Here is a 19,268-nt window from a genome sequence, read left to right on the forward strand (position 1 = left end):
AACGGGAATCGAAGCGCTTCGCAACTGGCTCAAGCGCCCAGGATCCCAGCCGGCACTGCTTATGGAGATCGCATCGTCGGTCCCCCGCTCCAAGGGTCCGCTCCGCCAGGCATTGGAGATCCTCCTGTGACGGCAGCTGCGACCGTTTACCTGAAGCTTCAGAGGGTTGCACGGGACCGAAAGCGCCCCGCCGACGAGATCTTCACCCTTTACGGTCTCGAACGCTTCCTGGCGCGCCTGGCAGGCTCGCCATTTGCAGAGGACTTCTGCCTCAAAGGTGGCGTCCTGCTGTCCGCCCACGCGCTGCGCCGCCCGACCCGTGACGTCGACATGCAGGCACTCGATTTCCAACTCGACGTCGATCACGTCACCGAAGTGGTGAAAGCCGTCTGCGACGTCGTCGTCGACGACGGCCTGGTATTCGACCATGCGTCCATGCAGATCGAACAGATCCGCGACGAAGACGAGTACACCGGACTGCGAGTCTCACTGCCCGCAGTCCTGGGCCGGGCAAGAATTACCATCAAACTCGACATCAGCACCGGCGACCCCATTTGGCCCGAACCCGAGCAGATCGAACTGCCGTCGCTGCTCGGCGGAACGGTGAGGATGAAGGGCCACCCCCTGGTGACAGTGATCGCCGAGAAGACCGTCACTATGCTCCAGCGCGGCACCACCAGCACGCGGTGGCGAGACCTGCTGGACGTGGCAGTCCTGTCCGACCGGTTCCAGTTCGACGCCGCTGACCTCAGAGAAGCGGCGGCGCAGGTGGCCGCGCACCGTGGAGCCGAACTCGGGCCGCTCCGAACCCTTATGGACGGCTACGGTGCGACCGGACAGGCCAAGTGGGCTGCATGGCGCAGAAAGCTCAAAGTGGAAGACCTCTGCGAGCCGAACCTCGATGCGCAGGTTGAACGTGTACTGACATTCATTGAACCCGTGTTCGACGGTTCCGTCGAAGACCACCACCGGTGGAGCCCCGACGCGCGGTCCTGGTCATAGACCTCTCCAAGGACGACACGGGGACTATCAGTCACGCGAAGATACAGAGTGCCGTCGTCGACCCAGGCTTCCAGCTCTCACGGTCGGCGGCCCAGTCCGTGGGACGTCGCCATTCAGGTCGTCCAAGACAAAACGAGTCGAAGACCGCCTGCATGGCATCGAAAGTCGAAGGCTTCGGAGCGAAAGTTATGGGGCCGGGGATGGCACGGACAGTGGACCGAGTTCGTCTTTCCGGGGAGGATTTGCTCCTTGCCGGGAGCAGGTGATCGCAGCGGCGCGGTTGGCGTAGGCGGCCAAGGCGCGTAATTCATCGCGCGTTAGGTTCTTCAGTCGCGTTCTGCGACCTGCCCCAAGGGCATCCAACTGCGCGAGCCCGCAGATCAGCCCTGCCATGAAGGAGTCCCCGGCGCCCACGGTGTCGGCCACGACAATGGCTTCGGCAGCCATGTCCACCCGTGCGTTTCGGGACAGGACCACCGGGCCGGAGGCTCCGCGGGTTAGGGCCACGACTGCCGGGCCTAGTGCCAGCCACGCCTCCAGGGTCTCGTCCAGGGTCCGGTGCGGGTAGAGCCAACGGAGGTCTTCGTCGCTGGCTTTGACGATGTCGCTGGCGGCCACGAACACTTCCGCGGCTTGGCGCGCCGCGGCCGCATCGGGGCTGATTGCTGGCCGGCAGTTGGGATCAAAGCTGATGGTCGCCTGCCCGCGGGCGGATTTCACGAGGGCGAGGGTCATCTGATCGCCGGGCGGAAGCACGGTAGCGATCGAACCTGTGTGGACGTGGGTTGAACCCTCGCCTGCGGCGAGGGCCGGCAAGCACGCCCCGTTGATGTCCCAGGTGATAGAGAACGTGTATTCCGCGCCACCGTCGGGCCCCAGCGTGGCCAAGGCCGTCGACGTCGGTGCGGATCCGCCGTTGATCACGTCCACACGATTGGACTGCAGGTGTTCTTCAATCATGAGCCCATAGGGGTCATCGGAGTAGTGCGTCACGAGGCTCGTCCTCAGGCCCAGGCGGGCGGCCCCGACAGCTACGTTGAGCGGACTGCCACCCGGGTGGGCCCGGCTCCCTGTCCGCCCGCGAGGGTCACTTATGACATCGACGAGGGATTCGCCGATGACGGTCACCGTGGTTTCTTGTGCCATTCTTCTCAGCGGCCCGGGTAGACGACGGCTTTGAGCTGTCCGGGCTGCTTGCCGGCTTTGAGCGCTTCTTCTGCCTCGGCCAGCGCGAAGCGACCGGTGACCAGGACATCCAGGTCCACCTTGCCGTCGGCGATCAGTTGGATGGCCAGGGGCCAGGTGTTGGTGTAGCGGAACACACCGGAGAGCCAGATCTCCCGGTTCTGGATGTACGACACGGGGAGTTCGACGTCGTCGGCCCCGAGCCCTACCAGGATCACCCTGCCGGCCGGTCCCACGGCTTTGATCCCGGAACGGACCGCCTGCGGTGCGCCTGAGGCGTCAATGAAGGCATCGACGTCGAGCCCTTCCACGCTGTCCGTCTTCGCATTGAGCGCATGCGTTGCGCCGTGTTCGAGGGCAAAGGCCAGGCGGTCCTCGGCGATGTCTGTGATGTAGATGTCGGTGGCGCCGAAGGCGCGGGCGGCCTGGGCGGCGATGATGCCGATCGGGCCGGCGCCAGCGATCAGTACGCGGCTGCCGGGCTTGATGTCGGCGCGTTCGCAGGCCCAGAGCCCGACGGAGAGCGGTTCGATGAGGGCTGCTGCCTCGTCGCTGACGTTGTCCGGGATGTCGTAGGCGAAGTCGGCCTGGATGGTGACGTATTCGGCGAAGGCTCCGTCGATCGGCGGGGTGGCGTAGAACTCGATGTCCGGGCAAAGGTTGTAGCGGCCGGCTTTGCATTGCTTGCACTTACGGCACGGCCGCTGGGGTTCGACGGCGACGCGGTTCCCTACGCGGGCGGGGTCCACGGCGCTTCCTACGGCGGCGATCCGGCCGGAGAGTTCGTGGCCGAGGATCAGGGGGTGGTCAACGACGTAGTCGCCGATCCGGCCGTGTTCGTAGTAGTGGACGTCGCTGCCGCAGACGCCGACGGCGGCGACCTGCACGAGGACCTGGTCGGGGTCAAGTTCCGGCAAGGAAAGGGTTTCCAGGGTCATGTCGCCCTGGCGCTGGAGGATGCAGGCGCGCATGGTGGACGGGAGTTCTGGCTGCACGAGGGTGTGGGGCTGTGCGGGCGTGTGGGACTGTGCGGTTGGTGTTGTCATGGGAGTAGTCCTTGGGAAATCGAAGAGGGAGGGCGGTCTATTTGACGGCGCAGTTACTTGACGGCGCCCAGGGAGAGGCCTTGGACGAGTTTGTCCTGGGCTGCGAAGCCGGCGAACAGCACCGGGAGGGAGATCACGACGGCGGCCGCGCAGACTTTCGCGAGGAACAGGCCCTGGCTGGAAACGAAGCCGGTGAGGAACACGGGCGCGGTGCCGGCGACGACGCCGGTGAGGACCCGGGCCAGGAGGAGTTCGTTCCAGGAGAAGATGAAGCAGATCAATGCCGTGGCGGCGATGCCGGGCATCGCTACAGGAGCGATGATCTTACGGAGGGTCAGCAGCAGGCCGGCGCCGTCGATCTGTGCCGCTTCAAGCATTTCCACGGGGACTTCGGCGAGGAAGGAGCGCATCATCCACACGGCGATCGGCAGGTTCATGGACGTGTACATGAGAATCAGGAACCAGATGTTGTCCAGGACCCCGGCAGTCTTCGCGAAGAGGAACAGGGGCAGGATCGCGGCGACCACCGGCATCATTTTGGTGGAGAGGAAGAAGAACAGGACGTCGGTCCACTTCTTCACGGGCCGGATGGAGAGCGCGTAGGCGGCCGGGATCGCCAGGACCAGGACGAGCACGGTGGAGAAGATCGACGCCGTGGCCGAGTTGATCATCGGCGGCCACGGGCTGACCCCGGAACTGGCTCCGAAGAATTCCTTGTAAGCGTCCAGGGTGAGGTTGGCGGCGACGGACGGCGGGTTGGTGGCCGCGTCCGTTTCGGAGTGGAAGGAGGTGAGCACCATCCACAGGACCGGGGAGGCGAAGAGCAGGGCCAGCAGCCAGGCCGCGAGTCCGGCCGCGGTGTTGTTGCGGGTGGGGTCCATGCGGGACTTGGCCCCGCCGAACTGTCCGAATCTGCCGCGGCGCGGCCCGCCGTCGAAAGCTGTGCGGTTGTGTGTTGTGTTGCGGCGCGCGGCAGGAGTGAGGGTGCTCATCGTGCTGCCTCCTTCTTGAAGAGCGAAAAGACGGTGCGGAGGGCGAAGGTGGCCACGATGATGGTCCCGATGACCACCACGACGCCGGCGGCGGACGCCAGGCCGTATTCGTTGGCGAAGTAGAACGTCTGGTAGATCGCGTAGGGCAGGTTGGCGGTGCCCAGGCCCCCGGAGGTGAGGGTGAAGACGGCGTCGAAGTTCTGCACGATGTAGATGGCGCCGAGAAGTCCGCCAAGTTCCATGTACTGGCGCAGGTGCGGGAGCGTGAGGTGGCGGAAGATGTCCCAGCTGCTGGCTCCATCCATCTGCGCTGCTTCGACGGTGTCCATGGGCCGGGACTGCAGGCCGGCGAGCAGGATGAGCATCATGAACGGGGTCCACTGCCAGACCAAGGACACGACGACGGCCGCCAGCGGGGCCTGGGAGAGCAGGTCCGGCTGGGGCGGGGTGTTGCTGCCGAAGAGCGACCAGACCCAGGTCAGGATTCCGTTGATCAACCCATAGGTGGGGTTCAGCAGGGCGTGCTTCCAGATCAGGGCTGCGGCCACCGGGACCACCAGGAACGGTGCGATCAGGAGGGTCCTGGCCAGACCTCGGCCGATGAACTTCTTGTCCAGCAGCAACGCCAGACCTAGCCCGATGGCAAGGCTCGCCAGGACTACCGAGACCGTGAGGATGATGGTCGTGAAGATCGCCTGGCGCAGGTCGGGGTCGGTGAGGACCTGGACGTAGTTGCCGAAGCCTGCGAATCCGGTCTGGTCCGGGCGGAGGCTGTTCCAGTTCAGGAACGAGATGATCAGGGTGACCACGAACGGGAGCTGGGTGACGATGATGAGGAAGATCAGGGCTGGCAGCAGCGGCGCACGCCGGGCCCAGGCCAGGGCGCGTTCACGGGCCCTGGCATTCGTGGAAGGTTTGGGTGCGCTGTGCCCGGGACGGGAGACGCGCGCTGTTGCTGTAGTCATTGGATCTCCTGCGGTGCTGTGTCCCTGCGGCGGGACACAGCACCGGGTGGTAGGTGTTGCTACTTCTTGTACTTGTCGCCGATTTTTTGTGCGGCATCCTGACCCTTGGCCAGCGCATCAGCGACGGAGCCCTGGCCGGCAATGGCGGAGCTGACGCCTTGGGAGACAGTGGTGCCCAGGTCGGCGAACTCGGGAATGCCGACGAACTGGATGCCCACCACCGGGCGTGGCTGGACCCCGGGGTTCTTCGGATCGGCGTTTTCAATAGCGGTGCGTTCGGCCTGGAAGAACGGTGCGGCCTTCTGGAAGTCGGCGTTCTCATAGGTTGAGATGCGTTTCCCGGACGGAACCTTGGCCCAGCCCAGCTTTGACGCCACCAGTTCTTCGTACTTCTTGGAGCTGGCCCAGGCGATGAACTTGCTCGCAGCGTCTTGCTTCTTTGACGCGGCCTGCACGCCCCAGGACCAGGTCCAGAGCCAGCCGGAGGATTTGGTTTCCTTCACGGGGGCCTGGACGTAGCCGATCTTGCCCTTGACCGGCGAGTCCGCAGCTTCCAGGGAACCTGCGGCGGAGGTGGCGTCGTACCACATGGCTGTTTTGCTTTGGCTCATGTTGTTCAGGCATTCGGTGAACCCGGCCTGCGCGGCACCGGCTTCACCGTGGGCGCGGACCAGGTCGACGTAGAACTGGGTGGCGGCGGTGAATTCGGGGGCGTTGACCTTGGCGTTCCAGTCCTTGTCGAACCAGGTGCCGCCGAAGGTGTTGACCACGGTGGTCAGCGGGGCGAAGACCTGGCCCCAGCCGGGCTGGCCGCGCAGGCAGATGCCTTTCATGCCCGGGGCGGCGCCGTCAACCTTGGCCGCAAGGTCCGCGACCTGGTCCCAGGTGGGCTTCTCCGGCATGGTCAGGCCCTTGGCCGCGAAAATGTCCTTCCGGTACATCAGGAACGAGGATTCACCGTAGAACGGTTCGCCGTACAGCTTGCCGTCCTTGCCGGTCAGGGACGCCGTGTAGGCCGGAAGAATGTCCGCCTGGTTGAACGAGGCATCCTTGGCCACGTTGTCCAGCGGCGCGAGCCAGCCGTTCGCGGAGTAGAACGGGATTTCGTAATTGGACAGGGACGCGACGTCGTATTGCCCTGCCTGGCTGGAGAACTCCTGGCTGATCTTCGCCCGGACGTCGTTCTCCGGAAGCACGGTGTAGTTGACCTTGATGCCGGTTTCCTTGGTGAAGTTATCTGCCGTGAGCTTCTGCAGGTCCTCCATCTGGGGGTTGTTGACCATCAGGACGTTGATGCTGTTCTGGTCGCCAGCGGCGGTGCCGCCACCGGCACCTGAACAGGCCGAGGCGGAAAGCGCGATGCACAGGGCGCCGGCGGCGAGTGAGGCCACACGTATTTTCGGGCGCATTAAGGACTCCTTTGTTCTTCAAGGGGGTGCACAATCACCACACCTCGGCTGCCGTGTCGAGGTGCTGGACTGGAGCGAGGCCTGAGATCGGGGAATCCGATGTGCCGCGCTTGGTTCCTCAAGATTAGGCGTGTGGGACAGGGCACAACTAGCGCCTCCGTTGCTAATTTCTGATACAAATTTTCCTGATGGGTTGCCGACTGGAAGCTAATCTGAGAGAAGGCGGCCAAGGGAGCTTCCAGATTTCATAAAAGTCGAACGCATGGAGAAACACTATGAATGGGCTGGACGCTGGCGAGAGCGCAGTGGAACCGGGCAATGACGCAGCGGCCAGGCTTGCCGAACGGTTTCTGGGCATGCGCGCAAACAGGGAGGTCATTCCAGCAGACCCGAACCATTCAGTCCGTTGGAACGAGCATGATTATCCAAGCCCGTTGGCGCGCTGGAACTACCATCCCGAATTTGAGATCCACCTGATTCGCAAGGGCACCGGCAAATTCATCGTGGGAGACCATATCGGCACCTTCGAGGCCGGGCAGGTGTCGCTAGTCGGCTCTGGGCTGCCGCATGACTGGGTCAGCGATCTTGAACCCGGAGAAGTGCTGAGGAACCGGGACGCGGTTATTCAGTTCGACGGAAAATGGGTCCGGCAAGCAGCCGCCATGATTCCGGAACTGGCCGAAGTCGATCCCCTGTTGGAACAGTCCGCACGCGGTATCGAATTCCTGGGAAGGACGGCAGAAACGGCAGCGGCGTCGATCGAAGCGATGGGCGCATCTACCGGACTGGAGCGGCTACATCACCTTTTCGAACTATTTGCGATCCTCGCGCGGGCACCACAGGAAGAACGCCGCTACCTCGCCGACGAATGGTTCAGACCTCAACTGGACGGTCAGGCCGCCGCCGTAGTCGACATCGTCCTCGAATACGTCTTCAGCAACCACGCCGGAAGCATCAAGATGTCCGAGGCCGCGGCGCTCGTGGGAATGGCCGAGCCCACATTCTCCAAATACTTCAAACGCTCCACCGGCCAGAACTTCAGCGACCTCGTGCGCAAACTCCGGCTGGCCCACGCACGGCGCCTGCTGGAACGCAGCGACAAACCCATCTCCGACATCTGCTACGAAGTGGGCTTCTCAAACCTGTCAAACTTCAACCGGCACTTCCTCAACGACACAGGAGTCACACCGCGGGCCTACCGGAACGCCCAGCGTGAGCCCGCCCGAGAGGCCGCGCTGAATTAACTGCGCACGGCTTGGTCAGGCAAGTCCGGCATCGGGTGCGCCCAGGTTAGGCCGCCTCCTGTCCGGAGGCGGGGGACGGTGTTCCGGGCAGTGCGGGGATCACCGGGTCAGCTGGTCCGACTTCGCCTCGTCGTAGCTCCAGCATCGTCTTGGCCGCGGCATTTTGCTCCACAATTTGTGCTTCCAGGGGGCTGCGGGCAGTTCGGCCACTGCCACCTGCCAGGAAGGGACGAGCCGGTCGGGCAACGGTGCTGCCGCATGACTTTGGCTAGCCCTCAGGACCACATGAGAAAGCGCAGGACAAGGACTTATCTGGACGCCCGGCCCTCGTCAAAGACGAGATCGGCCGGCCTGAATCCCAAATACCTCTACTGTCCGCCAGTTGAGGGCCATGGGTTTGGTCGGCTGGCGGAAGTTTCACCGGTTTCACCAGTTTCACCTACTTTTACCTGTGGAGGTTCCGCTTTTACCTGTGGAGGTTCCTCGCAGAATCCCTTCAAGCCAACAACGGGCGCCATTCCCCCGGATCTGGTTAGCAATTGGGCAATTGGGCTCTGCGCTTCCGCGGAGGCTGGGGTTATCGACGTTTCAAGCCTGCACACCATCCAACCGCATCGCCTGACGGCGGCGCCAGAGGGACGGGCCTGTCGCTATCGATGCCGGATCAGTCGACGGCGGCCATGATGGTGGCCAGGGGCATCGTCGGCGGTGGCACCGGGGACGTACGTCACCGACGCCGTGTAGATCTTGTCCTGGGTGCAGAGTATAGCCTCGCTGAAGGAGCTGTCATGTGCCGCTATCCACTCAGACCAATGACGGTTCTGGGTCCAGTCAGCGTTGATCTTGGCTGTGCCGTCCCAGCTTTCCGCCATCGCATTGTTCGGTGAAGACAGCCCGGTCCTCGTCGTTTTCAAAGTCTGCGCCTCCAAGGTGACACGCGGACAGTAGGGGTCACCGTCGTTGCTGTAGCAGCTGAGAGTGCCCGCGGCGTCCTGCAATCTCCGGGTGTGGCCGGCACAACGGGAGGTCGGGGAACTTGGACAGATAGGTGCCGGCGTTCTCGCAGAACTGAGCGGATGGCAGACCGGTCACGGGGATCTTGCCCGAAGGCCCTGTCGAACTTGGGCTGGGGGGTCGGTGCGGGCCCGTGTTGGACGATAGGCACCAAGGGCGCGCAGCCGGACAGACTGAGCGTGATGACGGCCCAGCCCAGCGGCGCCGCGTAGCTGCATGCCATCCCCCTCGCGTCAGCGATGGTTCACAGTAACAGGCGCGTGGCCGGGGTCGGTAGCTTCGTTCCGGTGCGCCCGGTAAGACGGCTGTCCGCCGGACGCCTCCCGGCAGCCTTGAGCGACCGTTCAGATCCGCGTAATTCCTCCCCCACGGAATTCCCGTATACCCCCCGGCAACACCCACCCGCTAAGTGTTGCAGTCGCCGCAAACAGTCTGGATCGGCATGTCGCTGGTCTCAGGTCACGGGAAATACGTTGAAGGCATCCTTAGACCGTTCACGCCCAAGAGGAGGACGGAGCCGTCATCTCTTCGGACGGCGATGGATCGTATGACCATCAAGATGTCCACGTCTTCGGGATAGTCATACTCAATGTGGGCTGTGAACTGTTCCGCGAATCTGCGGTTGATGAATGGGCACCAGCTCTCTCTGCTTCCGTTTCCCATCTGTGGAGAAACCGATGGAAAAAGCCAGCGCGATTCCCGCGATCGTGAATACGGGCCACTTGGGAAGTCCGGTTGTCCCGAACAGGGTTACTCGCCACAGTGCGACTTTCGCGAAGCTACTTGGTTCAAGTTGGTGTTTTTTTCGTGCTTTTTTGGTTGGATTTCATGTATGTTCCGTTAGGATGGATGTCGAAGGAGCGTGAAACTGTGAGCATTTCAATCGACGTCGGAGCCGCCCACGGCGGAACCGCCCGTCTGGGCATCCGTGAGATCGTCCGGCAGCTCAACAGTGCCTTGGGGGCGACGCTGGTCGCCGCACTGGCCGGCAGCAAGGACCCGAAGATCAGCTACCGCTGGGCCCGCACGGCCGGACCCGAACCACGGGCCGAAGCCCAAGCCCGGCTGCAATTGGCACACCGCGCCTGGACCGCCGTCGCAAGTGTGGAAGGCGAACACGTGGCCCGGCTCTGGTTTGTCGGCGCGAACCCTTGGCTGGGTGAGGTGTCCCCGATCGAGGCGATCCGGGACATGCGCGCCAAAGACGTCATGGGCGCGGCCGTAGCCATGACCGAGGACAGGTTCACCGCCTGACCCAGGTCTGCTCCGCCACGGGCCTGGCCTTCGTGGACGGGCCCGTCCGCGGTTACAGAATCGCGAAATCCTCCTACGGCCCCCGCTGAATCCGCTGCCACGCACCACCGGATCCCCCGACAGGTCCTCATGGTCACGTTTCGACACCCCGGGATCCACCGTGTACCTGGCCGGTGACAGGAGGACGGCCTATGCCGAGACCCTCGCGGTGGCGCGGGTGGCCAACGACTTCCGCAACGCCATTGCCTTCGCCGCCCGGCAATTCGACGTGCCGGTGGAGGAAGTCAGCAAGATGGTCCAGGACGACTGGACCAGGAACGGGAACATGGTCCCAGGTTGGCTGCCGGCCAGCTGGCGCGACGGACGCCTGATGTACAGGCTGCACGTCACCGAGCCCCGGCGGTGGATCGACCTCACCGCGGCCGAATCGATCGCCGCCTTGAACCGCCACCTCGGCGAACAGCTCGCGGACACCTTCGGCACAGGAGTCATCACGCTGGCAACGCTGGCCGTCGAGGACCGCGAAGCAACAACACACATCGCCCAATGGTTGCGGGAACAGGTCCTTGACGACGGAAACTACGCCGCCGGAGTCCGCGCACATTCGAAAAACGGCGGCGGCATCTGCTGGGCCTACTGGATGCGCCGCAAAGACAACGCCCTGGGCACCGACCCGGTCACCGTACTGGACGAAACCGAAATCCACCGCAACGACCCGGACCTGAACTACGTCCTGGCCATGTACGGACTGGACTGCCGCTAGCCCTCGGCGACGAACTGGCACTACGTGCCCACGCCCGTAGCAGCTCCACCGACGACGCGGAACTCGCCGCCGAAGCCCTCACGAACCAGTCATCATGTGGATCTGCCTCGATATAGCACGGGTGTGCCACAAAAAATCTTCCCAACATGTGAGGACCGGCCTTTCGCTCTGCCTTCGCCCTCGGATGCATCCTCTTTGCCCTCGTCCTCCTCGACCGCCGCCTCTATGGAACCGTCGACAGCCAGAAGAATAATCGCTGTTTGTCATTCTGATCTTCGATCGTCGCTGGGCAGGACCTCCGCGCAACCAGGGCGCTACGCGCGCCGCTCGCCATCCAAAACTTCGCTCGGCGCTCCTCCGTCGCTTGTTTCCTCGCGAACTTTTGGACCGCTCCCGGTACCCCAAGTTGCACTCCGGCCCCTAGTCCCAGCGGTGGCTCCGCTATCAGAACGACGCCGAAAACCGAACGGCCGCCATCGAGGTGGCGGTTCCTTGCCGTCGTGAAACTCCCAAGCTGATGTCGGCTACCCAAGGGAGCCGTCTAGTGCCGCAAGGTGCCCTGTGCTGCATTGGTCATTCGGCCCTGCCCACCGCTTTCCGTTCGACGCCGGCAGCGGAAGACCCCGTTCCGGGCTCGCTCCCGTAAAGTTCTTGCGGTCCCGGCCCGTACCGCGCGGGGCCGACAGCGTCGGCGCTCCAGCTGGAAAGGAGCCGGAGTCGTTCCAGGGAAGCCGCGTTCCTGGCCGTATAAATAAACAGAACCTGGTCCGGATCTGCCGCACTGTTCAGCGCTTCGTAGTCAATCTCCAGCCCTCCCACCACAGGATGCATGAAGCTCTTGGACCCCGAAGTGCGTTCATGCACCTTCCGGTCGGCCCACCAGATGCGGAATTCCTCACTCTTCATGGCAAGCTCGCCCACGAGGCGCGCTGTCTGGACGTCATCCGGAAAACGGGCCGCATCGGCCCGCAGGACTCCCACCATTTCCTCCGCGACGCTCGCCCACTCCTCATACAAGGTGCGTGCCGATGGATCAAGGATCATCCACCGAACCATGTTCTGTTCCTCTTCCGGCATCGCGGAAAAATCGGTCAACAAGGCAAGAGCGAGCGGGTTGCCGGCCAGAAAATCCATCCGGCGACCAAGGACAAACGCCGGCTGGTCAACCATGGCGGCCATCATCTTGCCAAACTCAGGGCGGACACTCTGCCTTCGGACCGCGGCCTTATCGCTGCGGTGTCCCTCCCTGGGTCTGGCCAGATTGAAAAGATAATCGCGCTCAGCCTGATCCAGCTGCAAGGCGCCTGCGATTGTGCCCAAGACCGATTCGGACACCGAGGGCAGCTTTCCTTGCTCCAGCCGACGGTAGTAGTCGGTGCTGACCCCCGAGAGCTGTGCCACCTCCTCACGACGGAGCCCGCTGACCCGCCGACGTCCCCAGCTCCCAATGCCTGCGTCGCCCGGCTGGATCGACGCCCGCTTGAGTCGAAGGAATGCGCTGAGTTCTGAATGACGGTCCACACCGCAATTGTCCACCCCCCGGCCGCAGCCTGCAGCCTTCCAAGGGGGGGCCAAAAATGCCTAGGCAAAACCCGGCCCTCCTTCCAGCTGGAAGGTCCGGGGTTCTGAACGCAACCATGGAAAGGACAGGGTGGCCAGTGCCACCTCACATAGCGAAGGAGAACGCCTTGAAAACATGGCTCATTACCGGCACATCGACCGGCTTCGGCCGCGAACTCGTCAAGGCCGTACTGGCGGACGGAGACCGGGTTGTTGCGACAGCCCGGAACATAGACCACGTCAAGGATCTTGTTTCTGCCGGAGGCGACCGGGCAGTGCCGGTCCAGCTGGATCTGACCCGGCCCGATCAGATCGCCCGTGCAGTTGACGCCGCAGAGCGCGCCTTTGATGATGCAGGCATTGATGTGCTGGTGAACAACGCCGGCATTGGCTACTTCTCGGCTGTCGAGGAGGCAACGGAAGAAGCCATCAGGCAGATCTTCGAAATCAATGTCTTTGGGCTGTCAGACCTGACCCGAAAAGTCCTTCCCGGCATGCGTGCCCGGCGATCAGGGGCCATAGTCAACTTCAGCTCGATCGGTGGACTGAGATCCTTTCCCGCCGTCGGCTACTACAGTGCAACAAAGTTTGCCGTTGAAGGTCTTACGGAAGCCCTCCACCACGAGATCGCACCCCTCGGACTGAAAACGATGCTCGTCGAGCCCGGTCCCTTCCGAACCGACTGGGCCGGCAGGTCCGCCGCCGAAACGCTCCCTGAGAGGGAAATCGCCGACTACGCCGACACGGCAGGAGCGCAGCGGGCGGCCTTCCGACAGGAAACCGGTAAAGAGCCCGGAGACCCCCGGAAGGCAGCGGTGGCAATCGTCACCGCCCTTAAAGCACCGTCACCGCCGCGCCGCCTCCTCCTCGGCACTCCTGCCCTCGAACTGGCCCTCGACCATCTGAAAAGCCTCGAAACCGAGTTCAGGCGGTGGGAGGAGCTCACAACGTCCGCCGACTTCTAATCTGCCCCGGCCAGGCTCCACGCCCGAAACCGAAGATCGTCGAAAGGAACATGAAGAATGGAAAAGAAGAAACTCCGCGTCCTCGTCACCGGAGTCAACGGCAAGCTGGGTGACGTGGCGGTAGAACATCTGCTGGCCGCCGGACATGAAGTCGTTGGCGTAGACCTGGCGCCTGCGCGCAACAAGAAGATCATTTCACTTGTCGCCGACTTGACGGATTACGGGCAGACCGTCGATGTCCTGGGATCGGTCGGCTGGGATATTCTGGGCGACACCACGGACAAGGCGTTCGACGTCGTCGTCCACCTGGCCGCGATACCGCACCCGAGGATGCACAGCAACGCTGAGACATTCCGGAACAACGTGGTGAGCGCGTACAACGTCTTTGAAGCATGCCGCAGGCTCGGGCTCAAGGACATCGTGTACGCCTCCAGCGAGACCACACTCGGAGTTCCCTTCTCCACGGACCTCCCCTACCTGCCCCTCGATGAGGATGCCCCGCTCCGCGGCAGAAACGCCTACGGGCTTTCGAAGGTCCTCGCAGAGGTCATGGCGGCGGAGTTTGCCAAGAACGATCCGGAACTCCGGGTTACTGCACTGCGGTTCTCCTACGTTCAGAACGTCGAGGAATACGCCGAGTACCCCTCCTTCGCCAATGACATCGATTTCCGCATCTGGGACCTCTGGGCCTACATAGACAACCGGGATGCCGCCCGGGCGATTGAAAAGGCGCTCCACTACACACCCCGGGGCTTCGAGACGTTCCTCATCGTTGCTGACGACACCGCAATGCCCATCCCCACCAAAGACCTCATTGCCGCCCGCTTTCCGGACGTCGACGTGAAACGCGAGCTGACGGAGTTTGAGAGCCTGCTCAACACGGATGCTGCCAAGGAAAAGCTTGGGTTCACCCCCAGGCACAGCTGGCGGGAGCACGTCTAAGAAATCCGGGCGCATCAGACCGATACAGACCAACGAAAGGAAACACATGCAATACCTCCGCCTAGGAGCAACTGGATTGAAAGTGTCCCGGCTTGCACTCGGATGCATGAGCTTTGGCGAGCCCGGGCTCGGGGATCACAAATGGACGCTGGACGAGTCCGCGAGCCGTCCGATCATCAGGCAGGCACTCGAGGCCGGCATCAACTTCTTCGACACCGCGAACTCGTATTCAAGCGGAACCAGTGAAGAGATTCTGGGCAGGGCGCTTCAAGACTTCGGACAACGCGAGGAACTCGTTATAGCGACGAAGGTCCACGGCGCGTTTGGCACGGGCCCGAACATGCGGGGCCTGTCCCGCAAGGCGATTTTCACCGCCGCTGATCACAGCCTCCGGCGCCTTGGCACCGACTACATCGACCTCTACCAGATCCACCGGTTCGACCCCGACACACCGATCGAGGAAACCCTCGAAGCCCTGCATGACCTGGTCAAGTCCGGCAAAGTCCGCTACCTCGGGGCCTCATCGATGTCCGCCTGGCAATTCTCCAAGCTCCAGTACACCGCTAAAGCAAACCGCTGGACCCCGTTCGTCTCCATGCAGGACCACTACAACCTGCTCAACCGGGAAGAAGAAAGAGAAATGCACCCCCTGTGCGCGGACCAGGGCGTAGGGGTCATTCCCTGGAGTCCCCTTGCCCGGGGGCGCCTGACCCGCGAATGGGGCACGGAAACCCCGCGCAGCGGCGTCGACCAGTTCGGGCTCGAACTCTACGAGGACGGGGACAAGGAAATCGTCGACGCGGTGGGGAGCGTGGCCGCAGCCCGGGGAATCCCACGAGCCCAGGTTGCCCTGGCCTGGCTTCTCAGCAGGCCCTCCGTGACTGCCCCACTGATCGGAGCCAACAAGGCGCAGCATCTTGACGACGCAATTCAAGCACTCAGCGTCGCCCTCGAAGATGAGGAAATCAAAGTGCTGGAGGCGCCCTATCGCCCGCACCGGCCCGCGGGCTTCTGATTCCAGCCAACACGTCAGACCCAACCCTGAAAGGCAAGAAATGCAAAGAGTCGCAGTAACCGGAGCCACCGGCAAACAAGGCCGCGCCGTCGTTGACCTCCTGACACGCGAAGGGTACGACGTCATGAGCCTCGACGTCACTCCACCGCGGATACGCAACGAGAAATTCAGCAAAGTCGACTTTACGGACTACGGACAGACCCTCGACGCGCTGCTGGGCATCGACTCACGGCATTCGGGCTTCGACGCGCTCGTTCACCTGGCGGCCGTCCCCGGAGCAGGTCACCTCAGCGACGTCGAAACCTTCCACAACAACATGACTGTCACATTCAACGTCTTCCAAGCGGCCAGGCGAGCCAGCATCAAGAACATCGTTTACGCCTCCAGCGAGACACTTCTCGGGCTCCCCTTCAAGACCGATCCCCCATACCTTCCGGTCGACGAGGAATATGCCTCCCGGCCGGAATCGATCTACTCACTGGTCAAGCACCTCGAGGAAACCATGGCAATCGAAATGACCCGCTGGGACCCGGCCCTTAAGATCGTCGGCCTGCGCTTGTCCAATGTGATGGACGAATCCGATTACCAGCGCTTCCCGTCCTTCGACAGCGACCTGTCCCTCCGGGACTGGAACCTGTGGGCCTACATCGACCACCGGGACGGCGCCCACGCCGTCCTGCAGGCCCTACTCTGGGACGCCATCGGCTTCGACACCTTCAACATCGCCGCAGACGATTCGGTCATGAACCGCCCGTCTGCGGAACTCGCAGCACAGCGGTTCCCCACCGTTCCACTGAAACACGATCTCAAAGGCAACGACTCACTGATGTCCAGCGGGAAGGCCAAAAGAATCCTCGGGTACGCCCCCCAGCACTCCTGGCGGGACGTCGTCTGAGGGACGCAACACTCCATTCGCTCCGGATCCGGGATAGAAGCAGCTCATGAATCATTCAACTTTCGTTTCACCATCTACCGGCCGCAAGGTCAAGGCCATCTTGTTTGACACGTTCGGAACGGTCGTCGACTGGCGTACCGGTGTCGCCCGGGAAGCCAGGATGTTCGCCGACAAACACGGACTGACCATGGAGCCCTTCGACCTCGCAGACACGTGGCGCGCCCGCTATTACCCGTCGATGGCGCCAATCCGTTCGGGGGACCGGGGATACGTTCCGCTCGACCAGCTGCACTTTGAAAACCTGAAGACCGCACTGGCTGAGCTGGGGCTCCCGCCGTCAGAGTTTCCCGATGATGACCTTCTGGAACTCACCCGGGCCTGGGAACGGCTGCCGGCATGGCCGGACAGCGTCGAAGGCCTCAAGCGGATGAAGGCGCGCTACATCGTGGGACCGTTGTCGAACGCCAACACGGCACTGCTCGTGAGCATGGCCAAGAGCGCCGGGCTCCCCTGGGATGTCGTCATCGGGATGGACCTGCTGCAGGTCTACAAACCGGATCCGGCGGCATACACCGGGGCAGCCGCCCTGCTGCGGCTTCATCCCGGAGAAATCATGCTTGCCGCCGCCCACAATTACGATCTCCAAGCCGCCCGCGAGACCGGAATGGCGACTGCATTCGTCCGGCGTGCAACAGAACACGGCCCAGAACAAACGACCGACCTGGCGCCCGCATCCGACTGGGACATCTGCGTCGAAGACTTTACCCAACTGGCCCAAAGCCTAAGCGCCGAACCTGCAGCCACGGCATAGCCCGTCACATGACCTCAGCACCGCCTGACTCGAAAGGCCAATGGAATGGATAACTCTTCATCCACACAAACACCGCTCATCATCGAAATCCGCAGCAACGAGATGGCCAGCAAGGAACTCAACCCCGCAATTCCTTACGGTCCACAGGAGGTGGTTTCAGATGCCCTGTCCGCTGTGGAGGCTGGCGCGTCAATGATCCACTGGCATGCCCGCGATATTGATGGCGCCGAGCGGCCAGGAGAAACCGCGCTCTACCGCGAGGTAGTCGAGGGCATTCGAAGTCAGTCCGATGTGTTGCTTCACCCCACTCTCGGCTTCATCGGAACACAAAATAATGCGGAATCCCGAATCCGGCACATCCTGGAATTGAATTCGAATCCGGCCACCAAGATTGACATCGTTCCAGTCGATTTCGGCGCGTTCATTGCCGATACTTGGCTTGAAGACGAGATGGGCTTCGCGAGCACTGATGGGGTGCTCATGAACCGCACCGGCTACCTGGAGGAATTGCTCGGCACCATCCACGAAAACACCATCAAGGTCATGTCCGTGGTGTGGAGCGCCGGCGCTGTTCGCACGGCCCGGATCATGCAGCGTAAAGGCCTCTTGGCGTCAAGCGCGTACTGGCAGTTCGGCTTCACAGGCGACTCGGTTCCCGGTGGCCCGCCTCCCACCTTGGCTAACCTTCACACCTTCCTCGAAGCAATTCCTCAGGGAGACCCTTGGACTATCCACGTACGCGACGGCGACGGTTTCGCGATGGCCTTGTGGGCCATCACTCTTGGTGGCCATGTCAGCATTGGCTTAGGCGACAACCCCTACTCCCGGCTGGGGCACCCGGACAACAGCGGGCTCGTCCGGAGGATTGTAAATATCGCTGAGTCTTTGGGGCGCCCTGTGGCAACAATCGAACACGCCCGCGAGATTATTGGTGTTTGACGAGCCCTCCCGCCCGTGTTGTCGACACAGGTATTGTGGCCGCGGTGACTGTGTCGGGGCTTGCATCGGACTCCGACCACCAGTTCATCGTCGAAAGCATCCGGGCCTATCTCAACGAAAATGCTCGCCATAAAACGAAACCCATGACCGCAGACAAAGGAAACAAATCGTGACCACCTCTCCTCATGACAGCATGCCTGAACGACCGATCTGCTGGGGAGTCCTCGGCACAGGATTCATCGCAGGCATCCAAACACAGGACCCTGATCGAGAACGGTCACACCGTCCAGGCCGTAGGTTCCCGCAGTCATGAATCGGGCCAATCGTTCAGCGCCAGGTTCAGCATCCCCACTGTGCACGAAAGCTACGAAGCACTAGCCGCTGACCCGGATGTGGACGTTCTCTACGTTGCCACACCCCACACGTTCCATCACGCCCACGCGCTTCTCGCCTTGAATGCCGGCAAGCACGTCCTGGTCGAAAAGCCCTTCACTATCAATGCCGAACAGGCGCAGGACCTCGTTGCGCTGGCCGAAGCCAAGAGGCTGGTAGTTCTGGAGGGCATGTGGAGCCGCTTTCTACCCCACATGGCCCGCATCCGCGAAATCATCAAAGAAGGAACACTCGGGGAAATCCGAAAAGTCATCGCGAGCCACAACCAGAACCTGCCCAAGGACCCGACCCACCGACTGAACGACCAGGCCCTCGGCGGTGGAGCACTGCTGGATCTTGGAATCTACCCGATCTCCTTCGCTTTTGACATCCTTGGCTCCCCCGAACGCATCCACGCCAGTGCATCAATGACCTCAACAGGCGTGGACCGCCAGACAGCGGTGATTTTTGAGTATGCACAGGGACAGCAGGCCCTCCTGGACTGCGCGCTGGATACCGCAGGGAACAACCGGGCCTCTGTCATCGGCACCAACGGGTGGATCGACATAGATCCAACCTGGTACAGCGCCACAACCTTCACCCGATTCGACAGCGACGGGAGCGTTCTGGAGCGGTTTGCCCAACCTGTCAATAGCCGGCGCATGCAGTTCCAAGCGGCCGAGATGGAAGGACTCATCGGTGCCGGCCTCACGGCCGGCACCGTCCTTCCCCCGAGCGAGAGCGTCGCCGTCATGGCGGCCATGGACGAGATCCGCCGACAGATCGGCCTCAGCTACCAGGCCGATGCGGCGGAATAGCATCGCAGCCCGTCAACCCGAACGCGGCCGGCCAGCGGGCCTCTAGCCTGATGGTGAACGGTCGTCGCGGCGGGATC

At 62.6% G+C, this 19,268-nt stretch carries 17 protein-coding genes and 1 pseudogene; 11 read left to right on the plus strand and 7 right to left on the minus strand.

Translation table 11 applies throughout. The annotated features are described in order from the left end of the window. Window positions 1-126 precede the first annotated feature (126 nt). A complete protein-coding gene (locus E1809_RS22695; protein ID WP_165962461.1) occupies window positions 127-1,002 on the plus strand; it encodes a nucleotidyl transferase AbiEii/AbiGii toxin family protein in 876 nt (291 codons plus the stop codon). Between the two features lie 186 nt (window positions 1,003-1,188). On the opposite strand, the gene E1809_RS22700 is transcribed toward E1809_RS22695, so the two are convergent. The 5 genes from E1809_RS22700 to E1809_RS22720 are packed head-to-tail and all read right to left on the minus strand — an operon-like array spanning window position 1,189 to window position 6,599. Next, window positions 1,189-2,148 carry a carbohydrate kinase family protein gene (locus E1809_RS22700; protein ID WP_133206515.1) on the minus strand — a complete coding sequence of 320 codons (960 nt, stop codon included), beginning with the start codon at window positions 2,146-2,148 and terminating at the stop codon, window positions 1,189-1,191. A 5-nt stretch (window positions 2,149-2,153) separates the two neighbouring features. Continuing rightward, window positions 2,154-3,233 (minus strand): NAD(P)-dependent alcohol dehydrogenase, encoded by a 1,080-nt coding sequence (locus E1809_RS22705; protein ID WP_133206516.1) that lies wholly within the window; start codon window positions 3,231-3,233, stop codon window positions 2,154-2,156. A gap of 53 nt (window positions 3,234-3,286) precedes the next feature. Beyond that, window positions 3,287-4,225, minus strand: coding sequence for a carbohydrate ABC transporter permease (locus E1809_RS22710; RefSeq protein WP_133206517.1), 939 nt, complete (start codon window positions 4,223-4,225; stop codon window positions 3,287-3,289). Further along, window positions 4,222-5,190: a carbohydrate ABC transporter permease gene (locus E1809_RS22715; protein WP_133206518.1), complete on the minus strand. Its 969-nt coding sequence runs from the start codon at window positions 5,188-5,190 to the stop codon at window positions 4,222-4,224. The genes E1809_RS22710 and E1809_RS22715 overlap by 4 nt, the downstream gene beginning before the upstream one ends. 59 nt (window positions 5,191-5,249) lie before the next feature. Further along, window positions 5,250-6,599 (minus strand): ABC transporter substrate-binding protein, encoded by a 1,350-nt coding sequence (locus E1809_RS22720; RefSeq protein ID WP_133206519.1) that lies wholly within the window; start codon window positions 6,597-6,599, stop codon window positions 5,250-5,252. Between the two features lie 275 nt (window positions 6,600-6,874). Between E1809_RS22720 and E1809_RS22725 the strand changes: the two genes are divergently transcribed. After that, complete coding sequence (locus E1809_RS22725; protein WP_133206520.1) at window positions 6,875-7,843, plus strand: AraC family transcriptional regulator; 969 nt, start codon at window positions 6,875-6,877, stop codon at window positions 7,841-7,843. A 650-nt stretch (window positions 7,844-8,493) separates the two neighbouring features. Here the strand turns inward: E1809_RS22725 and E1809_RS22730 are convergent. Further along, window positions 8,494-8,715, minus strand: coding sequence for a hypothetical protein (locus tag E1809_RS22730; protein WP_205754309.1), 222 nt, complete (start codon window positions 8,713-8,715; stop codon window positions 8,494-8,496). A 1,012-nt stretch (window positions 8,716-9,727) separates the two neighbouring features. Between E1809_RS22730 and E1809_RS22735 the strand changes: the two genes are divergently transcribed. Together E1809_RS22735 and E1809_RS22740 are read left to right on the plus strand one after the other, a co-directional pair. Then, window positions 9,728-10,111 carry a hypothetical protein gene (locus E1809_RS22735; RefSeq protein WP_133206522.1) on the plus strand — a complete coding sequence of 128 codons (384 nt, stop codon included), beginning with the start codon at window positions 9,728-9,730 and terminating at the stop codon, window positions 10,109-10,111. A gap of 160 nt (window positions 10,112-10,271) precedes the next feature. Further along, window positions 10,272-10,874 (plus strand): hypothetical protein, encoded by a 603-nt coding sequence (locus E1809_RS22740; protein ID WP_235835736.1) that lies wholly within the window; start codon window positions 10,272-10,274, stop codon window positions 10,872-10,874. 573 nt (window positions 10,875-11,447) lie between these two features. Here E1809_RS22740 and E1809_RS22745 read toward each other — a convergent pair. Then, on the minus strand, window positions 11,448-12,395 hold the full coding sequence (locus tag E1809_RS22745) for a helix-turn-helix transcriptional regulator (RefSeq protein ID WP_133206524.1): 948 nt from the start codon (window positions 12,393-12,395) through the stop codon (window positions 11,448-11,450). 167 nt (window positions 12,396-12,562) lie between these two features. On the opposite strand from E1809_RS22745, the gene E1809_RS22750 reads away from it, so the two are divergent. From E1809_RS22750 to E1809_RS22785, 7 genes and pseudogenes are all read left to right on the plus strand, one after another. After that, window positions 12,563-13,399 (plus strand): oxidoreductase, encoded by an 837-nt coding sequence (locus E1809_RS22750; RefSeq protein ID WP_215279656.1) that lies wholly within the window; start codon window positions 12,563-12,565, stop codon window positions 13,397-13,399. 57 nt (window positions 13,400-13,456) lie between these two features. Continuing rightward, complete coding sequence (locus E1809_RS22755; protein WP_133206526.1) at window positions 13,457-14,341, plus strand: NAD-dependent epimerase/dehydratase family protein; 885 nt, start codon at window positions 13,457-13,459, stop codon at window positions 14,339-14,341. Window positions 14,342-14,387: 46 nt separating this feature from the next. Continuing rightward, complete coding sequence (locus E1809_RS22760) at window positions 14,388-15,356, plus strand: aldo/keto reductase (RefSeq protein WP_133206527.1); 969 nt, start codon at window positions 14,388-14,390, stop codon at window positions 15,354-15,356. A gap of 40 nt (window positions 15,357-15,396) precedes the next feature. Further along, the gene (locus E1809_RS22765) at window positions 15,397-16,251 is read left to right on the plus strand and encodes an NAD-dependent epimerase/dehydratase family protein (RefSeq protein WP_133206528.1); all 855 of its coding nucleotides are present in this window, start codon (window positions 15,397-15,399) and stop codon (window positions 16,249-16,251) included. A 46-nt stretch (window positions 16,252-16,297) separates the two neighbouring features. After that, window positions 16,298-17,062, plus strand: a complete 765-nt coding sequence (locus E1809_RS22770) for a haloacid dehalogenase type II (protein WP_133206529.1) — start codon at window positions 16,298-16,300, stop codon at window positions 17,060-17,062. 45 nt (window positions 17,063-17,107) lie between these two features. Continuing rightward, window positions 17,108-18,001 carry a BKACE family enzyme gene (locus E1809_RS22775; RefSeq protein ID WP_133206530.1) on the plus strand — a complete coding sequence of 298 codons (894 nt, stop codon included), beginning with the start codon at window positions 17,108-17,110 and terminating at the stop codon, window positions 17,999-18,001. A gap of 193 nt (window positions 18,002-18,194) precedes the next feature. Further along, window positions 18,195-19,191, plus strand: a pseudogene (locus tag E1809_RS22785) (Gfo/Idh/MocA family protein). The last annotated feature ends 77 nt before the right edge of the window (window positions 19,192-19,268 follow it).

The sequence above is a fragment of the Arthrobacter terricola genome, assembly GCF_004354015.1.
In the GTDB taxonomy this organism is placed as follows: domain Bacteria; phylum Actinomycetota; class Actinomycetes; order Actinomycetales; family Micrococcaceae; genus Arthrobacter; species Arthrobacter terricola.